Below are 26,179 nucleotides of genomic sequence, written 5' to 3' on the forward strand. Positions count from 1 at the left end.
AGTCCCAATGTTCACCAGTATCAATCCCGCCACCGGCGAAACCGCCGGCACGCACGAGGAACTGGATAGCGAGGGGATCGAACTGGCGCTGACTCGTGCGGCTACTGCGTTCAAGGCGTGGCGCAATTCCTCGCTGGATCAGCGCACCGAACTGCTCACCAAGATTGCGGACCAGTGGGAGGCGAACAAGCAGCACCTCGCCGAAATGGCAGTGAAGGAAATGGGCAAGCCGGTCAGCGGAGCGATCGCCGAGGTCGAGAAATGCATTCTCGGCTTCCGGCACTATGCCGAGCATGGCCCGTCCTATCTGGAGCCGGTGCGCGTGGAGACGCCGGGCGGCGGGCATGCCGATGCGCGCTGGTTGCCGATGGGGGCGGTGCTCGCGGTGATGCCGTGGAACTTCCCCTATTGGCAGGTCGTGCGCTTCCTCGCGCCGACGATCATGGCGGGCAATGTCGCGCTGCTGAAGCATGCTTCGAACGTCCAGGGCTGCGCTACGCTGATCCAGCAGCTGGCAAGCGCCGCGGGCGCGCCCGACGGTCTGTTCCAGAACCTCGCGATCAAGTCCGACAAGGTCGCCGACATCATCGCCGACAAGCGCGTCGTCGCGGTGACGCTCACCGGCAGCGAAGGCGCGGGCGCCAAGGTCGCGCAGGCGGCAGGCAAGGCGCTCAAGAAAGTGGTGCTCGAGCTTGGTGGGTCGGACCCGTTCATCGTCATGCCCTCGGCCGATCTTGATGCCGCGGCGAAGACAGCGGTGACCGGGCGCATCCAGAATGGCGGGCAAAGCTGCATCTGCTCGAAACGAATGATCGTCCATGCCGAGGTCTATGACGCGTTCATGGAGCGCTTCGAGGCGGGTATGAAGGCAGTCAGGATCGGCGATCCGACCGACAAGGCCAGCGAGATGGGCCCGCTATCGAGCGTCCAGCAGCGCGATACCGTGCTGGAGCAAGTCGAGCGCGCCCAGGCCGAGGGCGCCACCCTGTTGTTCGGCGCGGAGAAGATCGAGCGCGAGGGGGCGTGGATGACTCCCGGTGTCCTCGTGGGAGTCGATCCCGAAAGCGATGTCGCGAAGGAGGAGATTTTCGGGCCTGTCGCGGCGGTCTACAAGGTCGCCGACTTGGACGAGGCGATCGCGCTGGCCAACGACGTGCCCTACGGGCTGGGCTCGTCGGTCTGGACCAAGGACGATGCCGAGGTCGAGCGCTTCGCCCGAGACATCGAAGCGGGCATGACCGCAGTCAATTCGCTGGTCTCTTCGACTCCCGCCGCGCCGTTCGGTGGGGTCAAGCTGTCCGGCCATGGCCGCGAACTCGGTCCGTGGGGGATGCATGAATTCATGAACCTCAAGGCGGTGATGTTCAGCGCGCCCGCGATCGTCGGCGATTGATCCAGGGCAAAGATTACAAATCCTGTCGCAAATCGCCTCGCGCTTGACGGCACCTGGCACCTCCCAGCAGTTTGCGGGCGACTGCTTGCTGCTTGTTGGAGGGCGCGATGAAACTAATGGTCTTGGCCGCCGCGTCGCTCGCGCTTTCTGTGCAGGACGCCGATCTCGCCGCGCTCGTCGCCAAAGGGGAGGGCTGGGGGACCTCGGCAATAACCAGCAGCGAGATCATGCGCTGCTGGACGACGTGGAGCTACCTCCGCGAACAGGTCGCAGCGAATGGGCGCACGAGCTTCCCCGCCGACTATAGCGTCGCCAATCTGGACAAGCGGATTGCGGATTGGGACCGCGCAGTGACGGCGGCCTATGCCGAGGATCCCCCTTATTATCGGACCGATGCCGCAAAGAAGGCATTCGGCAAGGTCCGCGCCGACGGCCTCGCGACCAACGCGGAATGGTCCGGAGCATGCAAGAAGCTGCCGAAAGGAATCGCTTCGTCGGTGGCCAATGTCGTCACGGCGGTGACCCCTGCGGCATCGGCGGCTGGGGAAAACCCGGCGGCGTGGCGCACACGGGGCAGGGCGTTTTCGAAAGGCGAGGGCGTTGCCAAGAACCCTGCTCAAGCTTTGTTGTGGACGCGCAAGGCGGCGGAGGCAGGCCATGCCGGCGCGCAATATGATCTCTCGACCTATTATTATCAGGGCATCAATGGCGTGCCCGAGGATGCGGCCGAGTTCATCCGCTGGACCAAGGCTGCCGCCAACGGAGGGGATGCAGCGGCGCAGTATAATCTCGGCCTCGCTTATTATCAGGGCAGCAATGGCGTGAGCCAGGATCTGCCCGAATCGGTGCGCTGGTTCCGCCTCTCGGCGGAGAATGGCGATCCCGATGGGCAGAGCGATTACGGCTCGAGCCTGTGGTGGGGCAAAGGAGTAGCGGTAAACTATCCGGAGGCAGTGCGCTGGTTCCGCAAGTCCGCGGAGCAGGGCCATGCCGATGGGCAATTCTGGCTTGGCAATGCCTATCGCCGCGGGCTGGGCGTGGAGTTCGACATCGCCCAGGCCCGCTATTGGCTCGGCAAAGCCAAGGCGCAGGGGCATGAAAACGCGCCCGGCATGCTGGCCTTCATGGATCAGGTCGATCGCGAATTTGCCCAGCGGGGCCCCGCGGCGCAGCGCGAGACGCGCGACGGCAATTCGCTGTGGAAGCAATATTCGGAAACGATGGAGCGGCAGCGTCGCGAGAATTGCGCCGCGGCCGCGCAGGGCCGCAACCGCGTGTGTGACCAGTGGTGACGGCAGGATGCCGGGTCTATTCCGATAGGCCTAAGCCGGGATGGCCTCCGCACCCTGCGGCGCCATCGGCTGCTCCTGGACGTCATGGGAAGGCAACCTCCCGTTCAGCCAGTGCGCCAGCCAGATCGACATGGCGGCCAGCGCGATGCCGATCGGCAGATCCACGATATAGTGGAATCGATTGGCGATCGCGCCCACCAGGATGAAGGCGAAGAGCGGCACATAGACGGGCAGGAGCACCCGGCAATGCCGGTATGCGAACCATAGGAACAGATAGCCGCCGGCGGCATGAAGCGAGGGCATCGCACCGAGCGGCGCCACGAACTCGCGGCCGCCATTTGCGACAAGCCATTCCCTGCCGCCCGCGATCGTCGCCTCGCGAACCGCGAGCATATGGGCCTGCGCATCGCTCAGCATCGGATTGGCGCCGGCTTCGTACAGGAACGGCCCGATCGCCGGAAACAGCAGATAGGAGATTCCGCCAAGACCCTGAAGCAGCAGCGTTGCCAGGAAAAGCACCCGGAACTGCTCCGGCGTCTTCATCGAATGGACGATGAAGCTGCAATAGAAGAGCAGCATGAAGCCGTTCATGTAGAGGCTGTCGATCCCCGGCACCCAGGCCAGCGAGCGCCGGATGGCGAGGCAGGCATCGACGATGAAGCGCATTTGCTCATCCATCGCCCAGAATTGCGCGTCATAGCTGATCGGATTGATGAAGGGCGCCCATGCCTTGATATTGAAATGCAGCCACAGCACGAAGGCGTAGCAGGGCAGGGCGATCAGCGCGTAGTGATAGGATTTGCCCCGCATCCCGACAAAACCGATCAGCGCCAGCAACCCGATCAGGGGGACGAGATAATGCACACCCACAAAGGTCGCGCTATATGCCGATGGCAAAATGAAGGGCAGCTGGTACGTCCAGGCCAGGAGCAGGCACACAACTAGTAAAAGCGCGGTAAACCCTATTTCGTTCGCGCCTGTCTTGATCACGCCCGCCCCCCAAATCTAACTGGGACGTTATTGGGCCTCAGGTTAAGCGAAGATTATCGCCGCATAGAAATACGATTTCCGGAATGTTTCCCTCCAGGAAATATTATTAGGCGGCCTGGACTTCCAGCAATAAATCCTTGCGGCTAAGCTTGCCGATCATCGTTTTCGGCAGATTTTCACGAACGATCACTTCCGCAACGCGCTCATGCTTGCCTAATTGCGGATTGAGCCAGCGGCAAAGCTCGTCGCCGGTCGGCTCCGCGCCCTCGTCCAGCGTCACATAGGCGTGGGGCAGTTCGCCATGATAGGAATCGGGCAACCCGATCACGAGCGCCTCCTTCACGGCGGGATGCTTGTAGAGCACGGCTTCGATCTGGCTCGGAAAGACCTTGAAGCCGCCGACTGCGATCATGTCCTTGAGCCGATCGACGATGCGGATGAAGCCGTCTTCATCGATGGTGCCGACATCGCCGGTGCGCAGCCAATGGCCATCGACAAAGGTTTCCGCGTCGGTATCCGGCCGGTTCCAGTAGCCGCGCATGATCTGCGGACCGGAGACGACGATCTCACCGGGCTCGCCTGCAGGAGGCGGGCGCGTCGGGTCTTCCTTGTCGACCAGCCGTACGCGGGTGCCGATCATGGGCTGGCCGATCGTCCCGGTCTTGTTGAGCCCCTCATAGGGATTGCACGACACCACGCCCGAGCTCTCGGACAGACCATAGCCTTCGATCACGCGGGCGCCGGTGGTCTGTTCCCATTCGGTCTTGAGCGTTTCGGGCAAGGGCGCGCCGCCCGAGATGCAGAACTGGACCGACTTGAAGTCGCCCGGCTTCATCCCCTTCGCATCGAGCAGCGCCTGATACATGGTGGGAACGCCCGGCAGCGAGCGCGGGTGCGTCCGGCGCAGCGCCGCCAGTGCCTGCTCGGCATTGAAGCGCGGCAGCATCACGATCTCGCCCCCGGTCAGCACGGTGCGGTTGAGCACGCAGGTGTTGGCGAAGACGTGGAAGAAAGGGAGGATGCCGAGGATCGTGTCCTTCGACTGCCCCATATGCGGATCGAGCCGGGCGACCTGGCGGGCATTGGCCGACAGGTTCTGGTGGCTGAGCATCGCGCCCTTGGGAACACCGGTGGTGCCGCCGGTATATTGGATCAGCGCAAGATCGGACTCGGGATCGATCACCGGCGCATCGAAGACGCCCGGATTGGCGATCAGTTGGGAAAACGCCTGGACGCGCGAATCTTCCGGCCGCGGCGTGACTTCGCCGCCCTTGAACAGCCGGTAGAAGAGCGACTTGGCCGGCGGCAGTGCGCCGGCCACCGATCCGACGACGAGGCGCTCGAGCTTGCTCTGCTCGAGCACCTTGAGCGCGGTCGGCAGCAATGCCCTGGCGGAGATGGTGAAGAGCAGCCGCGTGCCCGAATCCTCGACTTGAGCGGCGAGTTCTTCGACCGAATAAAGCGGCGAAAAATTGACGACCGTCGCGCCGAGCTTGAGCACGCCATAATAAGCCGCGACGTAATGCGGTACGTTGGGCAGGAAGAGCCCGATCCGGTCACCCTTGCCATAGCCCAGGGCCTGCAGCCCCGCGGCGACGCGGTTGGCGCCGTCTAGCGTCTCGCCATAGCTGTATTTGCGGCCGAGAAAGTCGAGGAGGTTGGCGTCGGGATGCGCAGCGGCGCTGGTCTCGAACAATTCAACCATCGAGAGGGGCGGGAGATCGTCGTCCCATCGGCCGGGGTGGCGGAAAGCGGTTCGCCAGACATACTCGGGATCGTTCATTTACATTAGTGTAAGCAAGGTCCGGAGCCGGTCAATAGGTGAGACGCTTGCTCCACGTCACCAGCACCGAAACTGCGATCACGCCGAGATCGACTGCGGCTTCAACCTTTTGCGGCGCGAGATCGCCAGGGCGCTGCATCGCGACGGTGATGCCCGCGCGGCGATCGGGGGCAAGCGACATCAGCAGCAGCGCAGCTACTCCGAGAGCCAGGATGATACGGTTGCGCTTGACCATGACCATGTTTTGATACGCGAGCAGAATGAGCGCCGCAATCCGATAGCGCCATTTGCGACGAAAAATCGACGGATCAGGCGGCTTGGCGTATCGTGCTGCGGGCGCGATCACGCCCCGCGGACTTGGCCTCGAACAATGCCGCATCGGCGCCGCGATACAGCGCCTTCCATTCGACATCGCTGGTAAGTGGCCCACGGCAACCGCCGATGCTTGCAGTCACGAGCAGATCGAATGGCATCCGCGTCTGGCGGAGCCTGGCGAGCAGTGCATCGGGCTCGACCGGCTCGGAGACGGAAGAAAGAATCGCGAATTCCTCGCCACCCATTCGCGCCACCAGGGCGCCGGCAGGGACATGCGTGCGCAGCAGACGCGCGAACAGCCGCAGCACTTCGTCGCCACCATCATGGCCCAGCGTCTCGTTGACGCGTTTGAAGTGATCGAGATCGGCGACGAGCAATTGCTGATCGCCCGCGCGCCCGATCGCCTGGTGGAGGAACGCGCGGCGGTTAAGCAGGCCGGTCAACGGATCGGTATCGGCCAGCCGGCGCGCCATCACTTCGCTCGCGATCGCCCAGTCGCGCTCATCGCGCAGCAGCTTGATCCGATAGGCGATAGCCAGGCTCGACATCAGCGCCTCGACCACCATCGAGAGCATCGTCGAATTATCGAGCCAGAAATTCCAGGGAATGAAGTGCAGGCCCGCCAGGGTGCGCAGGATCGCAGTGAGGATCGGGACACCCCAGCCGATCGCAAACAGCCAGAGGAAGTTGCTCCGCTTGCGCCATGCCTGCCACAAGGTCGGGCCGACCACCGTCGCGAGGCCGAGGAACACCATGGTGAACACCGAATCGGCAGTGCGGACGGAGAAGGGGGCGGAGACGAAGAAGAGGATTCCGGCGCCGGCCATCGCTGTGGCCACGACGGCCGTGTACTTGCCGAGCCAGCCGGCAAAGACGCGCTCCTCGAAGAAGCTGCGCGCGAAGACCAATGCCGAGGCGCCGGTTAGGCCGAGCAGCAGATAATTGACGCGCAGCCGATCGTTATTGGCGATCTCCGGCATCACCCAGGCGAGCACGCCCGAGGAGGAGAAGGTGTAGCCCAGCAGGGCGGCGACCATCGCGCAGTAATAAAGCTGGAAACGGTGCCGCAGCGCACCCCACAGCGCGAGATTATAGATGATCAGTGCGATACAGAGCCCGGCGAAACCGGCATAGATCGCGGCCATCGTCAGATTGGCGCGCGAGCTCTCTTCGGCGGTGGCCAGGCGGGGCGCGAGCACGATCCCGCGCGCATTCGCCGATCCCTGGACGTGCCATAGCAATCTGACGATCTCGGCCTGCATGCGCGGCAGCGGATATTCGACGAGGGCGCCAAGCTGGATCAGCGGCGTCACCCCGCGCGCGTCGGTCGGCATATCGACCATCTTCCCGTCCGCGTAGAGGACGTGCAGCGCCAGCTTTTCCTGCCAGACGCTGGCGGTGCGGGCTGACAGCGGCTCACGCGAACGCGAGCGCTGGTTGATATCCTTCGAGATCACCCAATAGTCGCCCGAGCCGAATTCGTGCTGATCGGTGGTGCAATCGAAGCGTTCGGGATGCCGGATCAGCTCGGCTGCGTTCATCCCGCCAGTGTCACGCAAGACGCAGACTTCCAGCGGGCGCCCGGTGATTGCGGACTGGGCGTTTGCTGGGGCAGGAAGCGATAGAAAGCCCATGCACGCGATCAGCGCCGCGATCATGCGGTAAAGATGGGCCCGTAACATCGATCCTTGCTACGCCGGCATGACGAACAACCGGTTAAAGATGCCGGGAAAACAGTGCCTTTGCTTACCTCCCTCGCTTGGCGAGGGAGGTAAGGCCAGAGCTAGCAGGCGCCGCCGCCGGTCAACGCGCCGCGGAGCATTCCGCCCAGGCCGGGCTTGCACTGCTTGGCGCGCGGCTGGGGGCGGCTCGGACGGTAATTATCGTCACCATCGTCACCGCCGCGCATTCCGCTCATGTCGGGCATATCGGGCATGCCGGTCATGAAATTCGCGATCGAGCGATAGCGCACCTTGGCGGTCCATTTCGGCTTCCATGGCGTCTTGGGGTTCACCGGGCGCGCCGGGAAAGCGAAGTTCGCTTCAGGGCCATAGGCATAGACGAAGCCCATCATGTGCTCGCCGGCGATCTTCTTGACCTCGGCAGGAACGGTGCAACTCGTCTGGGTGCTCGGCATCACGACCTTCTGGCCGATCAGCCGGTTGACGGTCCCCGGCGACAGCCAGTTCCACAGCCCGCCGCCGAACTCCTGGCTAGCCGAGGACGACCACCAGACCATGTCGCTGCCCCCGTTCCTGCCGGCGCCGGCGCTGCCGCCCATGTCCTGGCCGCCCATCGCCCAGGCATAATAGCCCGTGGCGTTGTTCAATCCGTTCCAGCTGAGTGCAGTCGAGCCCATGCCGCCGTTCGATGCGCGGACCTTGAGGCCGGCCATGAAATCCTGATCGAGACCGAAAGCGATTTCGGGGCTGTAATTGCCGGCAATGCGGTGCTGGCCGAGCAAAGAGCTTTGGGGGCTGATGCTCTTGCCGGTCATCCCGTTTGGCCAAGTGCCGTAGCTGCGGCTGTTTTCCGGCATCGGGCCGTTTTCCCTCGGCACCTTGGTCGAGAAGAGATTGGCGGGCATCTGGCCCTTGGCGAGCTTCGCGAAGTCGATCACGACCGGCTGGCCGGGGCCCGCGCGCTCGCCGCAGCCCCAATAGAGCAATAGCCGACCCTTGGGACGCTGGAACTGACCGGTATAGTCGGCGCCCGTGCTGCGCAGCGGCGATTCGAGCGGCACCGAAGCGCCGAGCCGCGCGCCCTGGGGCATGAAATGGTCGGCCTTGGGCGCACCGCTGGCGGTCACGCGCGAGCCGAGCCGCAGCGTCAGCTCGTGGCTGCTCGGCTGGCCCATGAAGCCGCCGATGGTGCCCGCATCCATCACGTAGCGCGCCTCGGGCTGGGCATCGTCACCGGCTGCCAGAGCGGCAGTGCCGCTGACGATGCACAGGGTCGCGATACCCGCGGCGAGCGCCGCCTTGCGATCGAGCGACATGCTCAGATTCCGGCCAGGCTCTGCGTGAGCAGGGCAGTGCCGGAGAGGATGAAGAGCGTTGCGAAACTCGCGGCAACCGCCGCCTTGCTATGGAGTGACATTTCCCTGAACCTTTCGAATATTTCTTATGGAAATGCCGATAGCGGGGGGCGAGATCGATCCCAGCGTTACGAGACAAGGGCGACCAGTGTGCGACGGAAGCGGCGACGAGCGGGCACGCAAAAAGGGCCGGAACTTGCGCTCCGGCCCCTTGTGGTTCGATGAAACCGGTTAGTTACTTCGCCTTGGCGGTCACCGCCTTCTTGCCGCCCTTGCCCTTTGGCTTGGGCGCGGCCGGGATGGTCTCGAACACCAATGCCCCGTCCTTGAGCTTCACATTGACTTCGCCGCCATGGATCAGCTTGCCGAACAACAGCTCTTCGGCGAGCGGCTGCTTGATCTTCTCCTGGATCAGGCGACCCATCGGGCGCGCGCCATAGAGCTTGTCGTAACCGCGCTCGGTGAGCCAGGCCTTGCTCTCATCGTCGAGCTGAATGTGGACGCCTCGGTCCGCCAGCTGCAATTCGAGCTGGAGGATGAACTTGTCCACCACCCGCGCAACGACTTCGCTCGGCAGATAATCGAACGGCACGATCGCATCCAGGCGATTGCGGAATTCGGGGGTGAAGAGCTTCTTCACGGCCTCTTCCTGCACGTCCTCGCGCCCGCCCATGTCGCCGAAGCCGACGCTTTCGCGTGCCATGTCGGACGCGCCGGCATTGGTGGTCATGATCAGGATAACGTTGCGGAAATCCACCGATTTGCCGTGCTGATCGGTCAGGCGGCCATTATCCATCACCTGGAGCAGGATGTTGAACAGGTCCGGATGCGCCTTCTCGATCTCATCGAGCAGCAGCACGCAATGCGGCTGCTGGTCTACGGCATCGGTGAGCAGACCGCCCTGGTCGAACCCGACATAGCCGGGAGGGGCACCGATCAGGCGCGACACGCTGTGGCGCTCCATATATTCGGACATGTCGAAGCGCTGGAGCGGAATGCCGAGCAATTCGGCGAGCTGCTTGGCCACTTCGGTCTTGCCGACGCCGGTCGGGCCCGAGAAGAGGTAATTGCCGATCGGCTTCTCGGGATCGCGCAGCCCGGCACGGCTGAGCTTGATCGCCGAGCTCAGCACTTCGATCGCCTTGTCCTGGCCGAACACGACGCGCTTCAGGTCCTGCTCGATATTGGCGAGCACGCGCGTGTCGTCGGTCGAGACCGTCTTTGGCGGGATGCGCGCCATCGTTGCGATGACCTGCTCGATCTCACGGCTGGTGATGGTCTTCTTGCGCTTCGAGGGCGGCACCAGCATCTGCATCGCGCCGACTTCGTCGATCACGTCGATCGCCTTGTCGGGCAGCTTGCGATCGTTGATGTAGCGCGCGCTCAGCTCGACCGCGGACTTGATCGCGTCGGGCGTATACTTGACCTTGTGATGGTCCTCGAACGCAGTGCGCAGGCCCGCGAGGATCTTGATCGTGTCCTCCACCGTCGGCTCGTTGACATCGATCTTCTGGAAGCGCCGGAGCAGCGCCCGGTCCTTCTCGAAGTGGTTGCGGAACTCCTTGTAGGTGGTCGAGCCGATGCAACGGATCGTGCCGCCGGACAGCGCCGGCTTGAGCAGGTTAGAGGCGTCCATCGCGCCGCCGCTGGTCGCCCCGGCGCCGATCACCGTGTGAATCTCGTCGATGAACAGCACTGCGTGGGGCAGTTTCTCGAGCTCGTTGACGACTTGCTTGAGGCGCTCCTCGAAATCGCCGCGATAACGCGTGCCGGCGAGCAGCGCGCCCATGTCGAGCGAATAGATCACCGCTTCCTTGAGCACTTCGGGCACTTCGCCCTCAACGATCTTGCGCGCGAGGCCCTCGGCAATCGCAGTCTTGCCGACGCCCGGATCGCCCACATAAAGCGGATTGTTCTTCGAACGGCGGCAAAGGATCTGGACCGTGCGGTCCACCTCGGGCCCGCGGCCGATCAGCGGATCGACCTTGCCGGCCTTGGCCTTCTCGTTGAGATCGACGGTGAACTGCTTGAGCGCGCTTTCGCCCTTGCCGCTCTTCGCCTCGGACTTGGTCGCGGCCTTTTCTTCCTCGGCGCCCTTGGGCGTCGAAGTGTCGCTGGGGCTGCTGCCCTTGCCGACGCCGTGGCTGATGAAGCTCACTGCATCGAGGCGGCTCATGTCCTGCTGCTGAAGGAAATAGACCGCATAGCTCTCACGCTCGCTGAACAAGGCGACCAGGACGTTGGCTCCGGTGACTTCGTCGCGGCCTGAAGACTGAACGTGGAGAATGGCACGCTGGACGACCCGCTGGAAGCCGCTGGTGGGCGAGGGGTCAGTCGCCGCATCGACCTTGAGTGCTTCGAGTTCGGTATCGAGATAATTGGCGACGGTGCTGCGCAGATCATCGATCTCGACGCCGCACGCGCTCATTACCTTGCTGGCATGCTCGTCGTCGACGAGGGCGAGCAGCAGATGCTCGAGCGTCGCATATTCGTGGCGACGCGCGCTGGCGGCTTCGAGGGCCTTGTGAAGAGTTGATTCGAGCGCTGAGGCAAAACTAGGCATTCAGGTAACTCCAGTCGGGCCAGTGAGATACGCGGCCCGGTTTCCCATTATGTCGGGATGCAGGACCCTCGCATCAAGCGGGGCGGCCCAACACCGGAGTTTGTGGCTTGTCGCCCCAGTCTCCGGTGCAACGCTCATCGCTTGAATAGGGCGTCGGCGCTTGCGCGATGGTTAACGGCGCGTTGCATTTTCATATTCGTGCGCGCGATTTCTGCTTCGAGAAGCTGAATGCGCTCCTGAAGCTCCTCGACCGACAAGGGATCCAGATCCTCTCGGCCGAGTTGCGTCGCAAGATCGTGCTTGCGGCGCGGAAGATTTTCGTCTGCGTCCATCGCAATCCTAACGTTGACCGGCACCCACGCGATGTCAATAAACGCCCGCACTCCTGCTTGCCCGAAAGCGACGAGCCGATGACCGTCCCCGAAACGATGCGCGCGATCGATCCCGAAGCTCCCGGCGGCCCGGAGGTGCTCGTGCTTGTCGAGCGCCCGGTGCCCCAGCCAGGCGACGGCGAAGTGCTGATCAAGGTTGCCGCGGCGGGGATAAACCGCCCCGAAGTAATGCAGCGCAAGGGGCTGTATCCGCCGCCGCCCGGCGCGCCCAGGATCTTCGGGCTCGAGCTTTCGGGCACGATCGTGGCGCTAGGGGAGGGCGTGCCGCGTGAAATGCTCGGCCAGCCGGTCTGCGCGCTGGTCGCGGGCGGCGCGCAGGCGGAATATGCAGTCGCGCCGGTGGGCACGTGCCTGCCGGTTCCCGAGGCGCTCAGCATGATAGAGGCCGCGGCGATGCCCGAGACGCTGTTCACCGTGTGGACCAACTTGTTCGAGCGAGCCTATGCCGTGGAGGGCGACGTGGTGCTGGTCCATGGCGGGACCTCGGGCATCGGCACGATGGCGATCGCGCTGTGCAAGCTGTTTGGCGTCGAGACGATCGTCACTGCCGGCTCGGACGAGAAATGCGCCGCGGCGCTCGCGTTGGGGGCGGGACATGCGATCAATTACAAGTCCGAGGATTTCATAGCGCGGGTGAAGGAAATCACCGGCGGCAGGGGCGTCAACATCGTCCTCGACATGGTCGGCGGCGATTATGTTCCGCGCAATCTGCAATGCCTGGCCGAGGACGGGCGCCACGTGTCGATCGCGGTGCAGGGCGGAATGATGGCAACGGTGCCGCTGTTCGAGATCATGCGCAAGCGGCTGACCCTGACCGGCTCGACGCTGCGCCCTCGCTCGGTCGAGTTCAAGACGCTGCTGGCGGATGAGATTCACCGTAACGTCTGGCCTTTCGCGGCAGCGGGTCAGCTCAAGCCGGTGATCGACATGACTTTCCCGCTGGCAGAAGCCGCCGACGCGCACCGGCGGATGGAAGCTGGCGACCATGTTGGGAAGATCGTGCTGGTGGTGGAGGAATGACGTCCACGTCACCCCGGACTTGTTCCGGGGTCCAGGATGCCGATAGGGTAGCGCAATACTTCGGGGCCGTTACCAAGCTGCTAGGTGGACCCCGGAACAAGTCCGGGGTGACGGGAAGGGGGATCCGGTGACCACGCTTATACTCCACGAATACGCCGCCTCGGGGAATTGCTACAAGATCCGCCTCGCTGCCGCGCATGCGGGCGTGACCCTGGAGCGGCGCGAATACGACATCATGGCGGGCGCCACGCGCACGGCCGAGTTCCTCGGTCAGGTCAATGCCAACGGCCGCATCCCGGTGCTCCAGGCAGGGCCGGACTTCCTCCCCGAGAGCAACGCCGCCGCCTTCTACGTCGCCGACGGCACTGCGCTTATTCCTGCGGGCCACTTCGAGCGCGCCGACATGCTGCGCTGGATGTTCTGGGAGCAGTATAATCACGAGCCCAACATCGCGACGGTGCGCTTCTGGAACACCTTGGTAGGGTTCGAGAACCTCACCGACCTCCAACGCGCCAATCTTCCCGCCAAGCAGGCCGGAGGCGAGGCGGCGCTGGCTTTGATGGACGAGCACCTCGCCAGCCGCGATTGGCTGGTTGGCGATGGGCTGACGCTCGCCGATATCTGCCTCTACGCCTATACCCATGTCGCGGAGGAGGGCGGGTTTGGCCTTTCGCCTTATCCCAATGTTTGCGCCTGGCTCGCCCGCGTCGCCGCCACGCCCGGCCACATTCCGATCACTGCCTGATGAAGGCTCAGCGGATCGCGATCGTCACCGATGCCTGGGAGCCCCAGGTCAACGGCGTCGTGCGCTCGATCCAGGCAGTCAACGCCGTGCTCGAGCGCGAAGGGCACGAGATCGCCGTGATCTCGCCTGATCTGTTCCACTCGCTGCCCTGCCCGACCTATCCCGAGATCCGGCTCGCGCTGACCCGCGTCGCAACCGTGGGCGCGATGCTGGAGGATTTTGCGCCCGATGCGATCCACCTCGCCACCGAAGGGCCGCTGTGCATCGCCGCGCGGCGCTGGTGCATGCGCCACAAGCGCGCCTTCACCACGGCTTATCACACCCAATTTCCCGATTACGTCTCCGCCCGCACCCGACTGCCGGCCGAATGGTTCTGGCGGTACATCCGCTGGTTCCACGCCCCCGCCGCCGCGATCCTCGCCGCGACCCCTTCGATCCGCGAATTGCTCGCGGCGCATGGACTGACCAACGTTCGCCACTGGGGCAGGGGAGTCGATCTCGCCAATTTTCGCGAGGGGCTGGCGCCGCATCCGGAGATGGTGGGGCTGGAAGGCCCAGTGCAGCTCTATGTCGGCCGCGTCGCGATCGAGAAGAATCTCGAAGCCTTTCTCAAGACCGGGCATGCGGGGACCAAGGTGATCGTCGGCGACGGCCCTGCGCGCGCGCAACTTGAAGGGCGCTATCCGGAAGCCAAATTCCTCGGCGCCATGTTCGGCGCGGAGCTGGCCTCGGCTTATGCCGCAGCCGATGTCTTCGTCTTCCCCAGCCGCACCGATACGTTCGGGCTCGTGATGGTCGAGGCCCTGGCATGCGGCGTGCCAGTCGCGGCCTATCCGGTGACCGGACCGGTCGATGTGCTCACCGCCGAAGTGGGGGTGATGGACGAGGATCTGGAGGCGGCAATCGCCCAGGCGCTCATGCGGGATCGCTCCGCCTGCGCCGCTTATGCCCGCCAATTCACCTGGGAAGCGAGCGCGCATCAGTTCCTGGAGGCGGCCACCGCTGTACCCTGAGCGGTGAATGAGTGTTGCCCTTGCCGCCACCACGCAGTAAGCCGTCCCCCATACCGGCCGCCCGTGATGGGCGGCCCTTTCTATTTCTGGAGACAAAAAGTGGCCCAGCCGCTGATGCCGCATGCGACCGCTTCCTGGATGGTCGACAACACCGCGCTCTCGTTCGAGCAGATCGCCGAGTTCTGTGGCCTCCACATCCTCGAGGTCCAGGCGATCGCCGACGACACCGCCACCGCCAAGGTGATGGGCCGCGATCCCGTCCGCGCGCATGAGCTGACCATGGAAGAAATCGAGAAGGGCCAGGCCGATCCCGATTACTCGCTCAAGATGCTCAAGGGCCCCGAACAGGTCCGCCGCACTAAGGGCCCGCGCTACACGCCGGTTTCGAAGCGCCAGGACAAGCCGGACGGCATCGCCTGGATCCTTCGCCATCATCCGGAGATTTCGGACGGCGCGATCGGCAAGCTGATCGGCACGACCCGCACCACGATCACGGCGATCCGCGACCGCAGCCACTGGAACATCGCCAACATCACGCCGAAGGATCCGGTGACGCTCGGCCTCACCACCCAGCGCGAGCTGGATGCGCTGGTCGCCAAGGCCGCCAAGGCTGCGGGCATCGAGGCGCCGGTCGACAATCGTCTCGAAGGCGACCGAGAGGCGCTGATCGAGCAGCTCCGCGCCGAGCGCGTTGCCGCCGCCCATGCTGCCGACGCCGCCGAGAATGGCGAAGTCGCGGCACCTGCGGAGCACACTGCCGAGAGCCTGTTCAAGAGCTGAAACGCAGGTCACCCTCACCCTTCCGGCGCTTTGCGCCTCCCTTCCCTCTCCCGACGGGAGAGGGAAGGGCCGGCCGCTGAAGGCGGTGGGAAGGGTGAGGGTGACCCGAGCGCCCCATTTCATTAGGCTCCCGGAACGCCAAGCGACTCGGGAGCCTTTTGATGTGTGACGAACATACCGACGCAGACAACCGCGCGCTCCTGGGCGGCATCACGCGCCGCGACTTTGCCGCCGGCGGCGCAGTCGCCGGGCTCGCCGCGATGCTGCCGATCCCTGCCAATGCCAGGGCGGTGAAGGGCCGCGACGTCTCGATCGTCACGCCCGACGGCACTTGCGACGCGCATTTCGTTGCGCCGGACAAGGGCAAGCACCCTGCGGTCATCGTCTGGCCCGATATCTTCGGCCCGCGTCCGGCTTTCCGCCAGATGGCCGAGCGGCTTGCGCAATCGGGTTATGCGGTGCTGACGGTCAATCCGTTCTACCGCTCGACCAAGGCGCCGTTCACGACACCGGGCCAGCCCTTTGACGACGCGCTTCGCACCAAGGTCGGGCCATGGCGCGCGGAGCTGACCCCGGAGGCGGCGGCGCGGGATGCCAAGGCGTTCGTGGCGTTCGCCGATGCGCAGAACGAAGTCGATACCAAGCGCGGCGTGGGCACGACCGGCTATTGCATGGGCGGGCCGCTGGTGATGCAGACTGCCGCGGCGGTGCCGTCGCGCGTGCGTGCCGGCGGGAGCTTCCATGGTGGCGGGCTCGCTACCGATGCGATGCTCGCGCTGATCCCGGGAATGAAGGCGAGCTTCCTGATCGCTATCGCCGAAAATGACGACGCCCGCGCCCCCGAGGACAAAAACAAGCTGCGCACGGCGTTCGACGCGGCCAACCTGCCTGCCGAGATCGAAGTCTATAAGGGCGCGATGCACGGCTGGTGCCCGCCCGACAGCCAGGTCTACAATCAGGCCCAGGCCGACCGCGCCTGGGAGCGGCTGCTGGCGCTGTTCGGGAAGGCGCTGGCGTAGCGCTTGCGCCACTATGCATTGTTCGCTATTTGTTCCGATAATGCAATGATATGTCTTGGGGGAGAGATGCGATGGCTGCCGACCTGATTTTCTATACCAATCCGCAGTCGCGCGGCCGCATCGCGCGGTGGATGCTGGAAGAAGTGGGTGCACCTTATGAGACGGTGGTGCTCGATTACGCTTCTTCGATGAAGGGTGCCGAATATCTTGCGGTCAATCCGATGGGGAAGGTTCCGGCGATCGTGCACAAGGGCAAGGTAGTGACCGAGGGCGCGGCGATCTGCGCCTATCTGGCCGATGCCTTTCCCGACGCCGGGCTCGCGCCGAACGACGAAGAGCGCGCCGATTATTATCGCTGGCTGTTCTTCGCGGCAGGGCCGGTCGAGCAGGCGGTGACCAATAATTTCGCCAAGTTCGTGCCGAGTGCCGAGCAGGGCCGGATGTTCGGCTATGGCAGCTACGACCAGGCAGTCGATGTGCTCGAAAAGGCAGTGACGGCGCATGCGTTCATTGCCGGCGAACGGTTCACCGCGGCGGACGTCTATGTCGGCTCGGCGATCGGCTGGGGCACGATGTTTGGCACGCTCCCCAAGCGCGATGCCTTCGCGGCCTATTGGAACCGGCTGACTGCGCGCGAAGCGTATAAGCGCGCGGGCCAATTGGACGACGCGCTGGCGGGCTAGCCCTCCAGCTGGGCCATCCGCTGCGGCAGTTCGTCCATGATAGCAGCGCGAGTATGGGCATCGGTTTCGCCCCAGCCCGCGATTTCGTCGATCGTTCGGCCGCAGCCGAGGCACCAGCCGGTGTCGCCGTCCATCACGCAGATATCGACGCAGGGGCTTTCGATGATCGGGACATATTCGGTCACGGCTTGGCCCAGCGTGCTAGCCAGGCCGCCATCTGGGGCGGGGAGAGCAGAGATGCCTCGCCCAGCGCGAATATCTCGGCGCGGTTGAGCAGCTTGCCGGTGCGGGGATCGATCACGAAGATCGCCGGGACTGCGTCGAGCGAGACCCCGTAGCTGGCGGCAATGTCGAGATTGCGGTCAAACTGGCCGACATCGACCGTGACCAGTTCGAAATGCTGCGCGATCCAGCGCCGCACCTCGGGCAGTTCGGCAACGCTGGCGAAGACCCGGCAATCGATGCACCAGTTCGCGCCGAAATCGATCAGCAGACGCTTGCCCGATTTACGTGCCCGCGCTTTCGCAGCGGCGATCGCGGCGCGCGGACTAGCCGCCGCATCATAGGGTGCGGCCAACGGGCGGGGCAGTTGCGAGACGGTGCGCGCGGTGAGTTGCGGCGGCGCTATTTGTGCGAGTGCAGCGCCCGGCAGCGCAAAGGCCGCCAGCGCCAGCAGCCCGCCGAGCGCCCGGATCACTCGCCCAGCGTGAAGTTCAGGAAGTCCGGCATCGGGCCGTTCCAGCCGTCATCCGGACCGTCATCCTCGGCAGTGCGGCGCGGTTCGTCGCGGCGGCCCTGGTCGCGGGGCGGGCGAGTGTCACGTTCCGGACGCGGCGCCCGGGCGGGGCGCTCCTCGCGGGGCGCACGTTCTTCACGTGGTGCACGATCCTCACGGGGCGTACGTTCTTCGCGCGGTGCACGCTCCTCACGGGGGGCACGGTCTTCGCGGGGCGCGCGCGCCTCACGCGGCGGACGTGCTTCGCGGGCCGGACGCCCCTCGCGCTCGGGCTGCGCTTCGGCCTCGGGCTCAGCCTTGACGGGCTTGCCGCGACTGCGGCCGCGCTTGGGCGCTTCTTCCGACGAAGCCTCGTCACGCGCTTCGGCAGGCTTGCCGGCGGGTGCGCCGACGCGCTCGATCTTCATGCCGGTGAGCTTTTCGATTTCCGAGATGTTCTCGGCATCCTCGGGCGTCACCAGCGTGTAGGCGATGCCCGTCGCGCCCGCGCGGCCGGTGCGACCGATGCGGTGGACGTAATCGTCGGGATGCCAGGGTGCGTCGAAATTATAGACGTGGCTGACGCCCTTGATGTCGAGCCCGCGCGCGGCGACATCCGAGGCGACGAGGATATTGACGGTGCCGGCCTTGAACCGCTCAAGCTCGGCAATGCGCTGCGACTGTTCCATGTCGCCATGGATTTCCGTCGAGCGGAAGCCCGATTTCTGCAGGCTCTTGTTGAGGTCGCGGACCGTGGTCTTGCGATTGCAGAAGATGATCGCGGTGGTCACGTCTTCGCTGCGGAGAAGATCGCGGAGCACGCCACGCTTGTCCGAGGCGGCGACCGGGACCACCCATTGCTTAATGTTGACGTTGGCAGTCGCGGGCCGCGCGACTTCGACGCGCTTGGGATCGGTCAGGAACTTGTCGGCGAGCTTCTTGATCACCGGCGGCATCGTCGCCGAGAAAAGCAGGGTCTGGCGCTGCTTGGGCAGCTTGGTGCAGATTTCCTCGATATCGGGGATGAAGCCCATGTCGAGCATCCGATCGGCCTCGTCGATGACGAGCAGGCTGCAGCCGGTGAGCAGGATCTTGCCGCGCTGGAACAGGTCCATCAGGCGGCCCGGCGTGGCGATCAGCACGTCAACGCCCGATTGCAGCGCCTTGACCTGGTCGCCCATCTGCACGCCGCCGATGAGCAGCGCCATCGAGAGCTTGTGATTGACGCCGTATTTGTCGAAATTCTCGGCAACCTGCGCCGCGAGCTCGCGGGTCGGCTCGAGGATGAGGCTGCGTGGCATCAGCGCGCGGGTGCGCCCTTCGCCAAGGATATCGATCATCGGCAGCACGAAAGCCGCGGTCTTGCCGGTGCCGGTCTGAGCGATGCCGATCAGATCCTTACCCATCAGGACGGAAGGGATCGCCTGCTTCTGGATCGGCGTCGGCTCGGTATAGCCCGAGTTCGTGACTGCGCGCAGGAGTTCGTCGGAAAGGCCGAGATCGGCAAAGCTCATGAATTTGTCCGGAAATTTGGCATAGGAGGCCCATGCCGCCAAGCCTGCACGCGCTTGCGGATTTGCCTCAAAATGTCAAGGGAGAGGGGTTATTTGGTGGGAACGAGGCTGCGAAAACCCTCGACGCTGCACGACCTGCCCGAACGCGAGCGAAATGAGTCGCGACCCGCGCAGATTTTCCTGTCCTTGTTCGGCTTGACGTAGAAGCCCGAATAGAAGCCCAGCGCCGGGCAATTATCGCCAAGATTGACCCGCAGCAGCTTGCCGTCGTTCAACAAGAGATCGATGCTGTTGGTACGATTGACTGCGTAGCCGGCGATCCGCTCGATCTTTACGCAATCGTCGGCCTTCTTTTCCTTCATCGGCACCGGAACCGGCGAGCGCATGATGATCGTCGTCGTCATCGTCACGCGCGGCACATGGATGGTGACGTGCTGCTGCTGGAACATCTCGACAGCGCGCGCCCAATCCGGCGGCCCGGACGATGCGCCCGGGGCCACAAGGAACAGCAACAGGGAAGCGGCGGCAAACGGCGTGTTCAACATCTCGACTCTGGCTTGTACGGCAAAGTTTTGAACAGTGGATGAACTGTTGCGTGAATTGGGGCGGGCCGCGTGTTACCTGCCGCTGCCATGACGCCCGCGCAAGCCCAGCTCGTCGAGACCGTCCGCCAGCGCTTCGGCGACAAGGGCGTGACGGTGGATCCCGACACCATCGCCCCATGGCTGAGCGACTGGCGCGGTCGCTATTCAGGAAATTCTCCTGCCATGCTGATGCCGGCATCGCGCGATGAAGTGTCGGCGATGGTGGCGCTGGCCGCCGAAGCGCGCGTGGCGCTGGTGCCGCAAGGCGGAAATAGCGGGATGGTAGGTGGGGCGACGCCCCCCGCGGACGGATCGGCGCTGTTGCTGTCGCTGCGCCGGATGAACCGCATCCGGGCGATGAGCCCGGAATCCAACCTCGCAATCGCCGAGGCCGGCGTGATCCTGGCCGATTTTCGCGACGCGGCCGAGCAGGCCGGCCGCCGCTTTCCGCTCGACCTCGGCGCGCGCGGCAGCGCTACGATCGGCGGACTGGTCTCGACCAATGCAGGCGGCACTCAGGTACTGCGCTTCGGCAACATGCGCCAGTTGGTCGCGGGCGTCGAGGCCGTGCTGCCCGATGGATCGGTGCATGACGGGCTCGCGCCGCTCAAGAAGGACAATCGCGGCTATGATTTGAACCAACTGCTGATCGGTGCCGAGGGGACGCTGGGCATCGTCACCGCAGCGACGCTGAGGCTTGCGCCCGGCATGGTGTCGCGCGCAGTCGCCTGGGTTGGGCTCGAAAGCCCCGCCAGGGCGCTGGCACTGCTCCGCGCGATCGAGGCGAAGACCGACGCCGTCGAGAGTTTCGAGATTTTGCCGGGGGCAGTGCTCGATCTGGTGCTGGGGCATGTGCCGGCCACGCGCGCACCGCTCGAATCGCGCCACGCCTGGCATGTGTTGATCGAAGCGGTCGCCACCGATCCCGCTGCCGAGCCGCCCGCCGATCTGCTTGAGCGCCTGCTCGCCCCCGCGCTCGAATCCGGGCTTGCCGGAGACGCAGTGATAGCGGCGAGCGAAGCGCAGGCGGAGGGGTTCTGGAAGATTCGCCACTCGATCTCCGAATCCGAGCGCGCCGCGGGTCCCGCGGTCCAGCACGACATCTCGGTGCCGGTCGACGACATGCCGCGCTTCATGATCGACGGCGCCGCGGAGGCCGAGCGGCGCTTCCCGGGCACGCGCACGATCGCATATGGCCATCTCGGCGACGGCAATGTCCATTTCCACGTCCGTGCGCCCAAGGGGGCCGACCCTGCTGCCTTCTATGCCGGTGACGCTCCTGCGATCACGCGATTTGTCCACGACATGGTCGTAGCCGCAGGCGGGTCGATCTCGGCCGAGCATGGGATCGGCCAGATGAAGCGTGCCGAACTCGAACGGCTGGGCCCGCCGAGCCGGATCGCCGCGCTGAGGGCAATCAAGGGTGCGCTCGATCCGCTGGGGATTCTAAATCCAGGTAAACTCGTGACGCTTGCGCCGGACGCCGCCAAGCCATAGACCCCGCTTCCGCATTTCACGTCATTTGCAGATTTCCCGTTTCATTGTTCAGGAGAGTATGATGGCCACCGCGCCACAGCAGTCGCTTCCCTTGTTCTACAAAGAGCTCGAGCCGCTTTCGAGCCAGACCCATGGCGATTACAAGGTCCGCATCGCTGACAAGGCTCCGTTCCTTGTCAACCAGCATGCCGTCCCGGTCACGGTCGAGGAATTCCCGATCGTCCAGCGCCACATGCCGATCGTGTTTTCGGCCGGCGAGGATCCCGTTCCGCTCGCGCTGATGGGCCTGAACGAAGGTGCCAACGTCTTCATCAACGATGATGGCGGGCTGATCGAGCCCAATTTCTACGTTCCGGCCTACGTCCGCCGCTATCCCTATCTGCTGGCTCGCCTGCGTCCCGAAGCCGAAGAGCTGTCGCTCTGCTTCGATCCGACTTCGGACACGATCGGAAAGTTCGAAGACGGCGACGCGCTGTTCGAGAATGGCGAACCGAGCGAAGTGACCAAGAACATTCTCCAGTTCAACGAGCAGTTCGAGCAGGCCGGTCAGCGCACCAGCATGTTCATGAACGACTTGAAGGAACTCGGCCTGCTGACCGACGGCGAGACTTCGATCCAGCCCCAGGGCGCCGAGCAGCCCTTCGTCTATCGCGGCTTCCTGATGGTCGACGAAGCAAAGCTCAACGAGCTGCGCGGCGATCAGCTTCGCAAGATCGTGCAGAACGGCATGCTGCCGCTCATCTATGCGCATCTCTTCTCGCTGCAGCTGATGCGCGACATCTTTGCCAAGCAGGTCGCGCTGGGCAAGATGCCCGAGCCGCAGCTCGTGCCGCCGGCCGCGTGATGCAGTTCGAGCGCGGCGATCGCTACAGCCGGGGGGCCATCGCCTTTCACTGGGTGATCGCCGCGCTTGTCCTCTTCAATCTCTGGCTGGGCCTGTTCCACGATTCGCTGCCGCGCGAGTGGAAGGTGATGCCGGTGCACAAATCGGTGGGCATCACCGTGCTGGTGCTGACCCTGGGCCGGATCGCGTGGCGATTGACGCACAAGCCGCCGCATCTCCCTGATCATATGGCTGGCTGGGAAAAAGCCGTGGCCAAGGCCACACACTTCATTCTCTATGCCTTGCTGTTGATCATGCCGCTGAGCGGCTGGATCTGGTCGTCCAACCCCGAAAAGCCGCGCCCCTTCCAATGGTTTTTCACGTTCGACATACCGCTGCTGCCGTCGACGCCGTCACTAGCTAATGTAGCGCATGAAGCGCATGAAATCCTTGGCTGGACGATGGCGATCCTCGTCGCGCTGCATATCCTGGGGGCGTTGCGCCACCATTTCCTGCTGCGCGACCGCGTGCTGGCCCGGATGCTGCCCTGGGCCGGTCGCAACGGCTAATCGCCCTGCAGGCACGGTCCCCCGCAGCCCCTTGAACTATCTGGCCTGCCATCTATATTTGTCTTGTACGACCTTGTGTCCCCCCTTTCGCGAGGTCGTGCGGCACGCCTTCGGGCGTGTCTCCTCCCTGAACCTTGGCCACCTCGTGGGTAACCGCGAGGTGGTTTTTTATGCGCTGCTCATTCGGCGGCAAGCGCGGCCGGAAGTGCCTCGTCGGCAACCGCGTCGATGATCGAGCGCAGCAGCATGACTGTTGCGGCGAGGCCGGGGCCGGGCAAATCGAGCGCAGGATCGAGATAGAGCGTGCGATCGAATTCGAGCTGGACGGCATGCACGCCGCGCCGCGGATCGCCGTGGCGCTCAAGGATATACCCGCCCGAATAGGGCGCGTTGGCCGCGCAGGCGACGCCGTGCGCCCGGGCCACGCCTTCGATCCGCCCGATGAAGCGCGCCGCCGCCGATTTGCCGAAACGATCGCCGAGCACGAGGCGGGGTGCAGTGGCGGGATCGCCCAGCGGCGGCATCGAATGCACATCGATCAGCACTGCCACGCCAAAGCGCGCCCGGGCCGAAGCGAGCGCGGCGGACAGCGCGGCATGATAGGGGCGGTGATCGTCCCGGATCCGCGTATCGACTTCATCGCCAGACAATCGGCGCGACCAGATGTCGCCCGAATTGCTCACCCGGCGCGGCACCAGCCCCAAGCCACTGCGCAGCTTCGCCGATAGCGGCGGACCGCCGGAGCGGGCGCCATCGTCGAGCCGCGGATCACGCTCGTGCTCGCTGCGGTTCAGATCGATCCAGGCGCGCGGGCGTTCCGCCACGAACAGCGTCTCGATTTCGCGCGCGCGCAGCGCCAGCGCATCGGCATGTCGGTCCTCGAGCCCGCGGATCGCCGGCAGCGGCACCCGCAGCGCCGCGCGCAGCGGCAGCGGATAATCGCGCCCGGCATGCGGCACCGAGAGCACGACCGGGCTCTCGGGCTCGCGCGCGCCGTAAAGTTGGAACGGGGAGGGGGTAGTCACGCGGCAAAGCCTAGGCCCGGCGCAGGGCCGCGACAATGCGCACTGGCCCGCAATGGCTGGAAAATCTTAAGTCCTTAGCGCATAGGATACGGCCCGAGACTTTGGGGTGGGGACGAGATGATCCGGATTTTGCTGGCCGAGGACGATCGCGTCATGCGGGAATACCTCACCCGCGCGCTCGAGCGTTCGGGCTATGCCGTCAGCGCGGTCGACCGCGGGACCGAGGCGATTCCGCTGCTCGAAAACGAGCGCTTCGATTTGCTGCTGACCGACATCGTCATGCCCGAGATGGACGGGATCGAGCTTGCGCAAAAGGCCAGCGAGATGGCGCCGGACATGCGCGTGATGTTCATCACCGGCTTTGCGGCGGTTACGCTCAAGGCCGGCAAGCAGGTGCCGCAGGCGCGGATCCTCTCCAAGCCTTTCCATCTGCGCGACCTCGTGCTCGAGGTCGACCGGATGTTCGAGGCCGAGAATGCCAGCCTGAATTAAATAGCGTTTCGGGCGCTTGCGCGGGCCAGAAAGCCCCGCTAGAGGCGTCCGACCATTGGGGGCGTGTAGCTCAGTGGTAGAGCACTGTGTTGACATCGCAGGGGTCGCAAGTTCAATCCTTGCCACGCCCACCATCAAAAAACCTCGCCAACTCTGGTAGTTGGCGAGGTTTTTTATTTTGGTGCCCGACAGGTTGCTAGTCGCCGCTTGGGCGGTGTGAACAGGACGAAGGTTCGGCGGCCTCCATGGCCACGTCTAGCCGCTATGCCCAATGCTTGGCGCGTGAAGTTTTGCCGATGCCCGGATTGAGCCGGTTGGTGGGGTCGAGGTCGCGGTAATGCTCGGCGAGGGCGGGCTTGGCGGCATATTGATGCCCGACATTGTGCTCGGCGGGATATTCAGCGCGCCGGGCATCGAGCAAGGCCAGCATGTCTGCCTTAAGCGCGGCGACATTCGCGCCTTTCGCCACGACATAATCCTGATGGAAGACGTGGCAGAAGAAGTGCCCGTAATAGAGCTTGGCGACGATCTGGCAGTCGATCTCCGCCGGCAGTTGCTCGAACCAGTCGCGATCGTTGCGGGGCAGGGCGATGTCGAGCGCGAGAATGTCTTCGACTTGGGCGCGGTGGACTTCGCGGTAGCGCACCGCCGCGCCGGCGGCTGCGAAGCGATGAAGGAAGGCCTTGCGCGCTTCGTCTGCCGTGCATTCGAACCAGTCGCCCTGTGCGGTCGGAAAGCGGCGGGTGAGGAGCGCCCGCGCTTCGCCGATTCCGGGGCCGGCCATCTTCAAAAGCAAGTGATGCTCGAAGCGATCGCGCGACTCGCGCATGCGTGGCGGCAGATGCCCGGGCAGCAGATTGACGGCGCGCTGGAGCAGGCGGTCGGAGAAGCCCGGACGGCGGGCCAGCGCATCGAGCTTGTTCTTCATCGCGAACAGCCAGGGTAGCCGATCGGTGCCGAGCCGCTCGATCGCGACGAAGGTGTCCTTGCCGTAGCGCGCTGCGATGTCGAAGGCAGTGCGGTGGATATATTCGCCGGCGACCGGCAGGGCCTCGAATCCGCCGAGAATGTCGCGGCGCAGCTCGGCGAGTTCGGACGCGTCGTTGGTGCCGATATAGAAGGTGGCGGTGGCATCCTCGCGCGCGAAGGTGTCGAGCCGGACTGCGAAGAGCACCAGCTTGCCGGCGCTGCCGGAGGCTTCGAACAGACCGTTGGGATCGGCGTTGAAGCGCGCGGGGGTGTCTGCATCGACATCGCGGACGCGGGTGGCATATTCGGCGTCGGAAGCCACACGGGAGGGGTCGTGGGCGATGGCAGCGAAATCGCCGCGTTCCAGCCGATCGAGGATCGTCTCGGCCTCGCCGCCCAGCTCGATGCCGAGATGATTGACCAGTCGAACGCCGTCATCAGCGGCAATCTGCGCGTATAATGCAAGCTGGGTGAAGGCAGGGCCGCGCTGGACCAGCGCCCCACCCGAATTGTTGCAGACACCGCCGATCACCGATGCGCCGATGCACGACGATCCGATCACCGAATGCGGCTCGCGCCCGAGCGGCTTCAGCATGCGTTCGAGATCGTAGAGCGTCGATCCGGGGAGGCAGACGACCTGCTTGCCGCCGTCGAGTAAATGAATGCCCTTGAGCCGCCGGGTGCTGAGGATGATGACAGGCCGGTCATAGGCCCCGCACGGCGTCGATCCGCCGGTGAGGCCGGTATTGGCCGCCTGGAGGATCAGGATCGCATCGGCGGCTATGCATGCCTGCACCACGCGCCATTGCTCGACCAGCGAACCAGGGCTGACCACTGCCAGCGCACTGCCCTCCGCGGTTCGATAGCCGGTGCGGTAGCTCCGCGTCGCCGATGCGGAGGTCAGGACGTGGCGCGGCCCCACGATTGCTCGCAGGGTCTCGACCAGCGTCTGCTCGGAAGCCATCG

General features: G+C 64.6%; 25 protein-coding genes and 1 tRNA gene. 13 read left to right on the plus strand and 13 right to left on the minus strand.

Annotated features, from left to right (window positions below; genetic code table 11):
* Positions 1-7 precede the first annotated feature (7 nt).
* Positions 8-1,393, plus strand: a complete 1,386-nt coding sequence (locus tag ACZZZM_RS08265) for an NAD-dependent succinate-semialdehyde dehydrogenase (RefSeq protein ID WP_463594626.1) — start codon at positions 8-10, stop codon at positions 1,391-1,393.
* Between the two features lie 107 nt (positions 1,394-1,500).
* Positions 1,501-2,685 carry a tetratricopeptide repeat protein gene (locus tag ACZZZM_RS08270; protein WP_463594627.1) on the plus strand — a complete coding sequence of 395 codons (1,185 nt, stop codon included), beginning with the start codon at positions 1,501-1,503 and terminating at the stop codon, positions 2,683-2,685.
* Between the two features lie 30 nt (positions 2,686-2,715).
* Here the strand turns inward: ACZZZM_RS08270 and ACZZZM_RS08275 are convergent, their stop codons facing one another.
* The 7 genes from ACZZZM_RS08275 to ACZZZM_RS08305 all read right to left on the minus strand — a co-directional run bounded on the left by ACZZZM_RS08275 (position 2,716) and on the right by ACZZZM_RS08305 (position 11,705).
* Positions 2,716-3,549: a phosphatase PAP2 family protein gene (locus ACZZZM_RS08275; RefSeq protein WP_463594628.1), complete on the minus strand. Its 834-nt coding sequence runs from the start codon at positions 3,547-3,549 to the stop codon at positions 2,716-2,718.
* Between the two features lie 232 nt (positions 3,550-3,781).
* Complete coding sequence (locus ACZZZM_RS08280; RefSeq protein ID WP_463594629.1) at positions 3,782-5,458, minus strand: long-chain-fatty-acid--CoA ligase; 1,677 nt, start codon at positions 5,456-5,458, stop codon at positions 3,782-3,784.
* Positions 5,459-5,489: 31 nt separating this feature from the next.
* Positions 5,490-5,693, minus strand: coding sequence for a hypothetical protein (locus tag ACZZZM_RS08285; protein ID WP_463594630.1), 204 nt, complete (start codon positions 5,691-5,693; stop codon positions 5,490-5,492).
* 73 nt (positions 5,694-5,766) lie between these two features.
* A complete protein-coding gene (locus ACZZZM_RS08290) occupies positions 5,767-7,455 on the minus strand; it encodes a GGDEF domain-containing protein (RefSeq protein ID WP_463594631.1) in 1,689 nt (562 codons plus the stop codon).
* Positions 7,456-7,556: 101 nt separating this feature from the next.
* On the minus strand, positions 7,557-8,771 hold the full coding sequence (locus ACZZZM_RS08295; RefSeq protein ID WP_463594632.1) for a hypothetical protein: 1,215 nt from the start codon (positions 8,769-8,771) through the stop codon (positions 7,557-7,559).
* Between the two features lie 274 nt (positions 8,772-9,045).
* The gene (clpA, locus tag ACZZZM_RS08300) at positions 9,046-11,373 is read right to left on the minus strand and encodes an ATP-dependent Clp protease ATP-binding subunit ClpA (protein ID WP_463594633.1); all 2,328 of its coding nucleotides are present in this window, start codon (positions 11,371-11,373) and stop codon (positions 9,046-9,048) included.
* A gap of 134 nt (positions 11,374-11,507) precedes the next feature.
* Entirely contained in the window at positions 11,508-11,705 is a 198-nt protein-coding gene (locus ACZZZM_RS08305; protein ID WP_463594634.1) for a DUF1192 domain-containing protein, read from the minus strand.
* Between the two features lie 78 nt (positions 11,706-11,783).
* Here ACZZZM_RS08305 and ACZZZM_RS08310 point away from each other — a divergent pair, with 78 nt between their 5' ends.
* The 6 genes from ACZZZM_RS08310 (at position 11,784) to ACZZZM_RS08335 (ending at position 17,025) form a co-directional block, all read left to right on the plus strand.
* Positions 11,784-12,785, plus strand: coding sequence for an NAD(P)H-quinone oxidoreductase (locus ACZZZM_RS08310; RefSeq protein WP_463594635.1), 1,002 nt, complete (start codon positions 11,784-11,786; stop codon positions 12,783-12,785).
* Positions 12,786-12,912: 127 nt separating this feature from the next.
* Positions 12,913-13,530, plus strand: coding sequence for a glutathione S-transferase family protein (locus tag ACZZZM_RS08315; RefSeq protein WP_463594636.1), 618 nt, complete (start codon positions 12,913-12,915; stop codon positions 13,528-13,530).
* Positions 13,530-14,543: a glycosyltransferase family 4 protein gene (locus tag ACZZZM_RS08320; protein ID WP_463594637.1), complete on the plus strand. Its 1,014-nt coding sequence runs from the start codon at positions 13,530-13,532 to the stop codon at positions 14,541-14,543. Before ACZZZM_RS08315 ends, ACZZZM_RS08320 begins: the two co-directional genes overlap by 1 nt.
* A 99-nt stretch (positions 14,544-14,642) precedes the next feature.
* Entirely contained in the window at positions 14,643-15,323 is a 681-nt protein-coding gene (locus tag ACZZZM_RS08325) for a cell cycle transcriptional regulator TrcR (protein ID WP_463594638.1), read from the plus strand.
* 161 nt (positions 15,324-15,484) lie between these two features.
* On the plus strand, positions 15,485-16,342 hold the full coding sequence (locus ACZZZM_RS08330; RefSeq protein WP_463594639.1) for a dienelactone hydrolase family protein: 858 nt from the start codon (positions 15,485-15,487) through the stop codon (positions 16,340-16,342).
* Positions 16,343-16,413: 71 nt separating this feature from the next.
* Complete coding sequence (locus ACZZZM_RS08335; RefSeq protein WP_463594640.1) at positions 16,414-17,025, plus strand: glutathione S-transferase family protein; 612 nt, start codon at positions 16,414-16,416, stop codon at positions 17,023-17,025.
* Here the strand turns inward: ACZZZM_RS08335 and ACZZZM_RS08340 are convergent.
* From ACZZZM_RS08340 to ACZZZM_RS08355, 4 genes are all read right to left on the minus strand, one after another.
* Positions 17,022-17,210: a DUF1289 domain-containing protein gene (locus ACZZZM_RS08340; protein ID WP_463594641.1), complete on the minus strand. Its 189-nt coding sequence runs from the start codon at positions 17,208-17,210 to the stop codon at positions 17,022-17,024. The two genes, ACZZZM_RS08335 and ACZZZM_RS08340, sit on opposite strands and share 4 nt — an antisense overlap.
* On the minus strand, positions 17,207-17,722 hold the full coding sequence (locus ACZZZM_RS08345; RefSeq protein ID WP_463594642.1) for a thioredoxin family protein: 516 nt from the start codon (positions 17,720-17,722) through the stop codon (positions 17,207-17,209). Before ACZZZM_RS08345 ends, ACZZZM_RS08340 begins: the two co-directional genes overlap by 4 nt.
* Positions 17,719-19,254 (minus strand): DEAD/DEAH box helicase, encoded by a 1,536-nt coding sequence (locus ACZZZM_RS08350; protein WP_463596409.1) that lies wholly within the window; start codon positions 19,252-19,254, stop codon positions 17,719-17,721. Before ACZZZM_RS08350 ends, ACZZZM_RS08345 begins: the two co-directional genes overlap by 4 nt.
* 89 nt (positions 19,255-19,343) lie before the next feature.
* Positions 19,344-19,799 carry a hypothetical protein gene (locus tag ACZZZM_RS08355; protein WP_463594643.1) on the minus strand — a complete coding sequence of 152 codons (456 nt, stop codon included), beginning with the start codon at positions 19,797-19,799 and terminating at the stop codon, positions 19,344-19,346.
* An 87-nt stretch (positions 19,800-19,886) separates the two neighbouring features.
* Here ACZZZM_RS08355 and ACZZZM_RS08360 point away from each other — a divergent pair, with 87 nt between their 5' ends.
* The 3 genes from ACZZZM_RS08360 (at position 19,887) to ACZZZM_RS08370 (ending at position 22,727) form a co-directional block, all read left to right on the plus strand.
* Positions 19,887-21,335, plus strand: coding sequence for an FAD-binding oxidoreductase (locus tag ACZZZM_RS08360; protein ID WP_463594644.1), 1,449 nt, complete (start codon positions 19,887-19,889; stop codon positions 21,333-21,335).
* Positions 21,336-21,396: 61 nt separating this feature from the next.
* Positions 21,397-22,179, plus strand: coding sequence for a SapC family protein (locus tag ACZZZM_RS08365; RefSeq protein ID WP_463594645.1), 783 nt, complete (start codon positions 21,397-21,399; stop codon positions 22,177-22,179).
* The gene (locus tag ACZZZM_RS08370) at positions 22,179-22,727 is read left to right on the plus strand and encodes a cytochrome b (protein ID WP_463594646.1); all 549 of its coding nucleotides are present in this window, start codon (positions 22,179-22,181) and stop codon (positions 22,725-22,727) included. Before ACZZZM_RS08365 ends, ACZZZM_RS08370 begins: the two co-directional genes overlap by 1 nt.
* Before the next feature lie 179 nt (positions 22,728-22,906).
* Here the strand turns inward: ACZZZM_RS08370 and ACZZZM_RS08375 are convergent, their stop codons facing one another.
* Positions 22,907-23,752 (minus strand): N-formylglutamate amidohydrolase, encoded by an 846-nt coding sequence (locus tag ACZZZM_RS08375; RefSeq protein WP_463594647.1) that lies wholly within the window; start codon positions 23,750-23,752, stop codon positions 22,907-22,909.
* A 117-nt stretch (positions 23,753-23,869) separates the two neighbouring features.
* Here ACZZZM_RS08375 and cpdR point away from each other — a divergent pair, with 117 nt between their 5' ends.
* Together cpdR and ACZZZM_RS08385 are read left to right on the plus strand one after the other, a co-directional pair.
* Positions 23,870-24,244, plus strand: coding sequence for a cell cycle two-component system response regulator CpdR (gene cpdR / locus ACZZZM_RS08380; protein ID WP_463594648.1), 375 nt, complete (start codon positions 23,870-23,872; stop codon positions 24,242-24,244).
* Between the two features lie 59 nt (positions 24,245-24,303).
* Positions 24,304-24,378: transfer RNA gene (locus ACZZZM_RS08385), tRNA-Val, on the plus strand.
* 128 nt (positions 24,379-24,506) lie between these two features.
* On the opposite strand, the gene dld is transcribed toward ACZZZM_RS08385, so the two are convergent.
* A complete protein-coding gene (dld, locus tag ACZZZM_RS08390) occupies positions 24,507-26,177 on the minus strand; it encodes a D-lactate dehydrogenase (protein ID WP_463594649.1) in 1,671 nt (556 codons plus the stop codon).
* Between the last annotated feature and the right edge of the window lie 2 nt (positions 26,178-26,179).

The sequence above is a fragment of the Sphingomonas sp. AC522 genome, assembly GCF_979258125.1.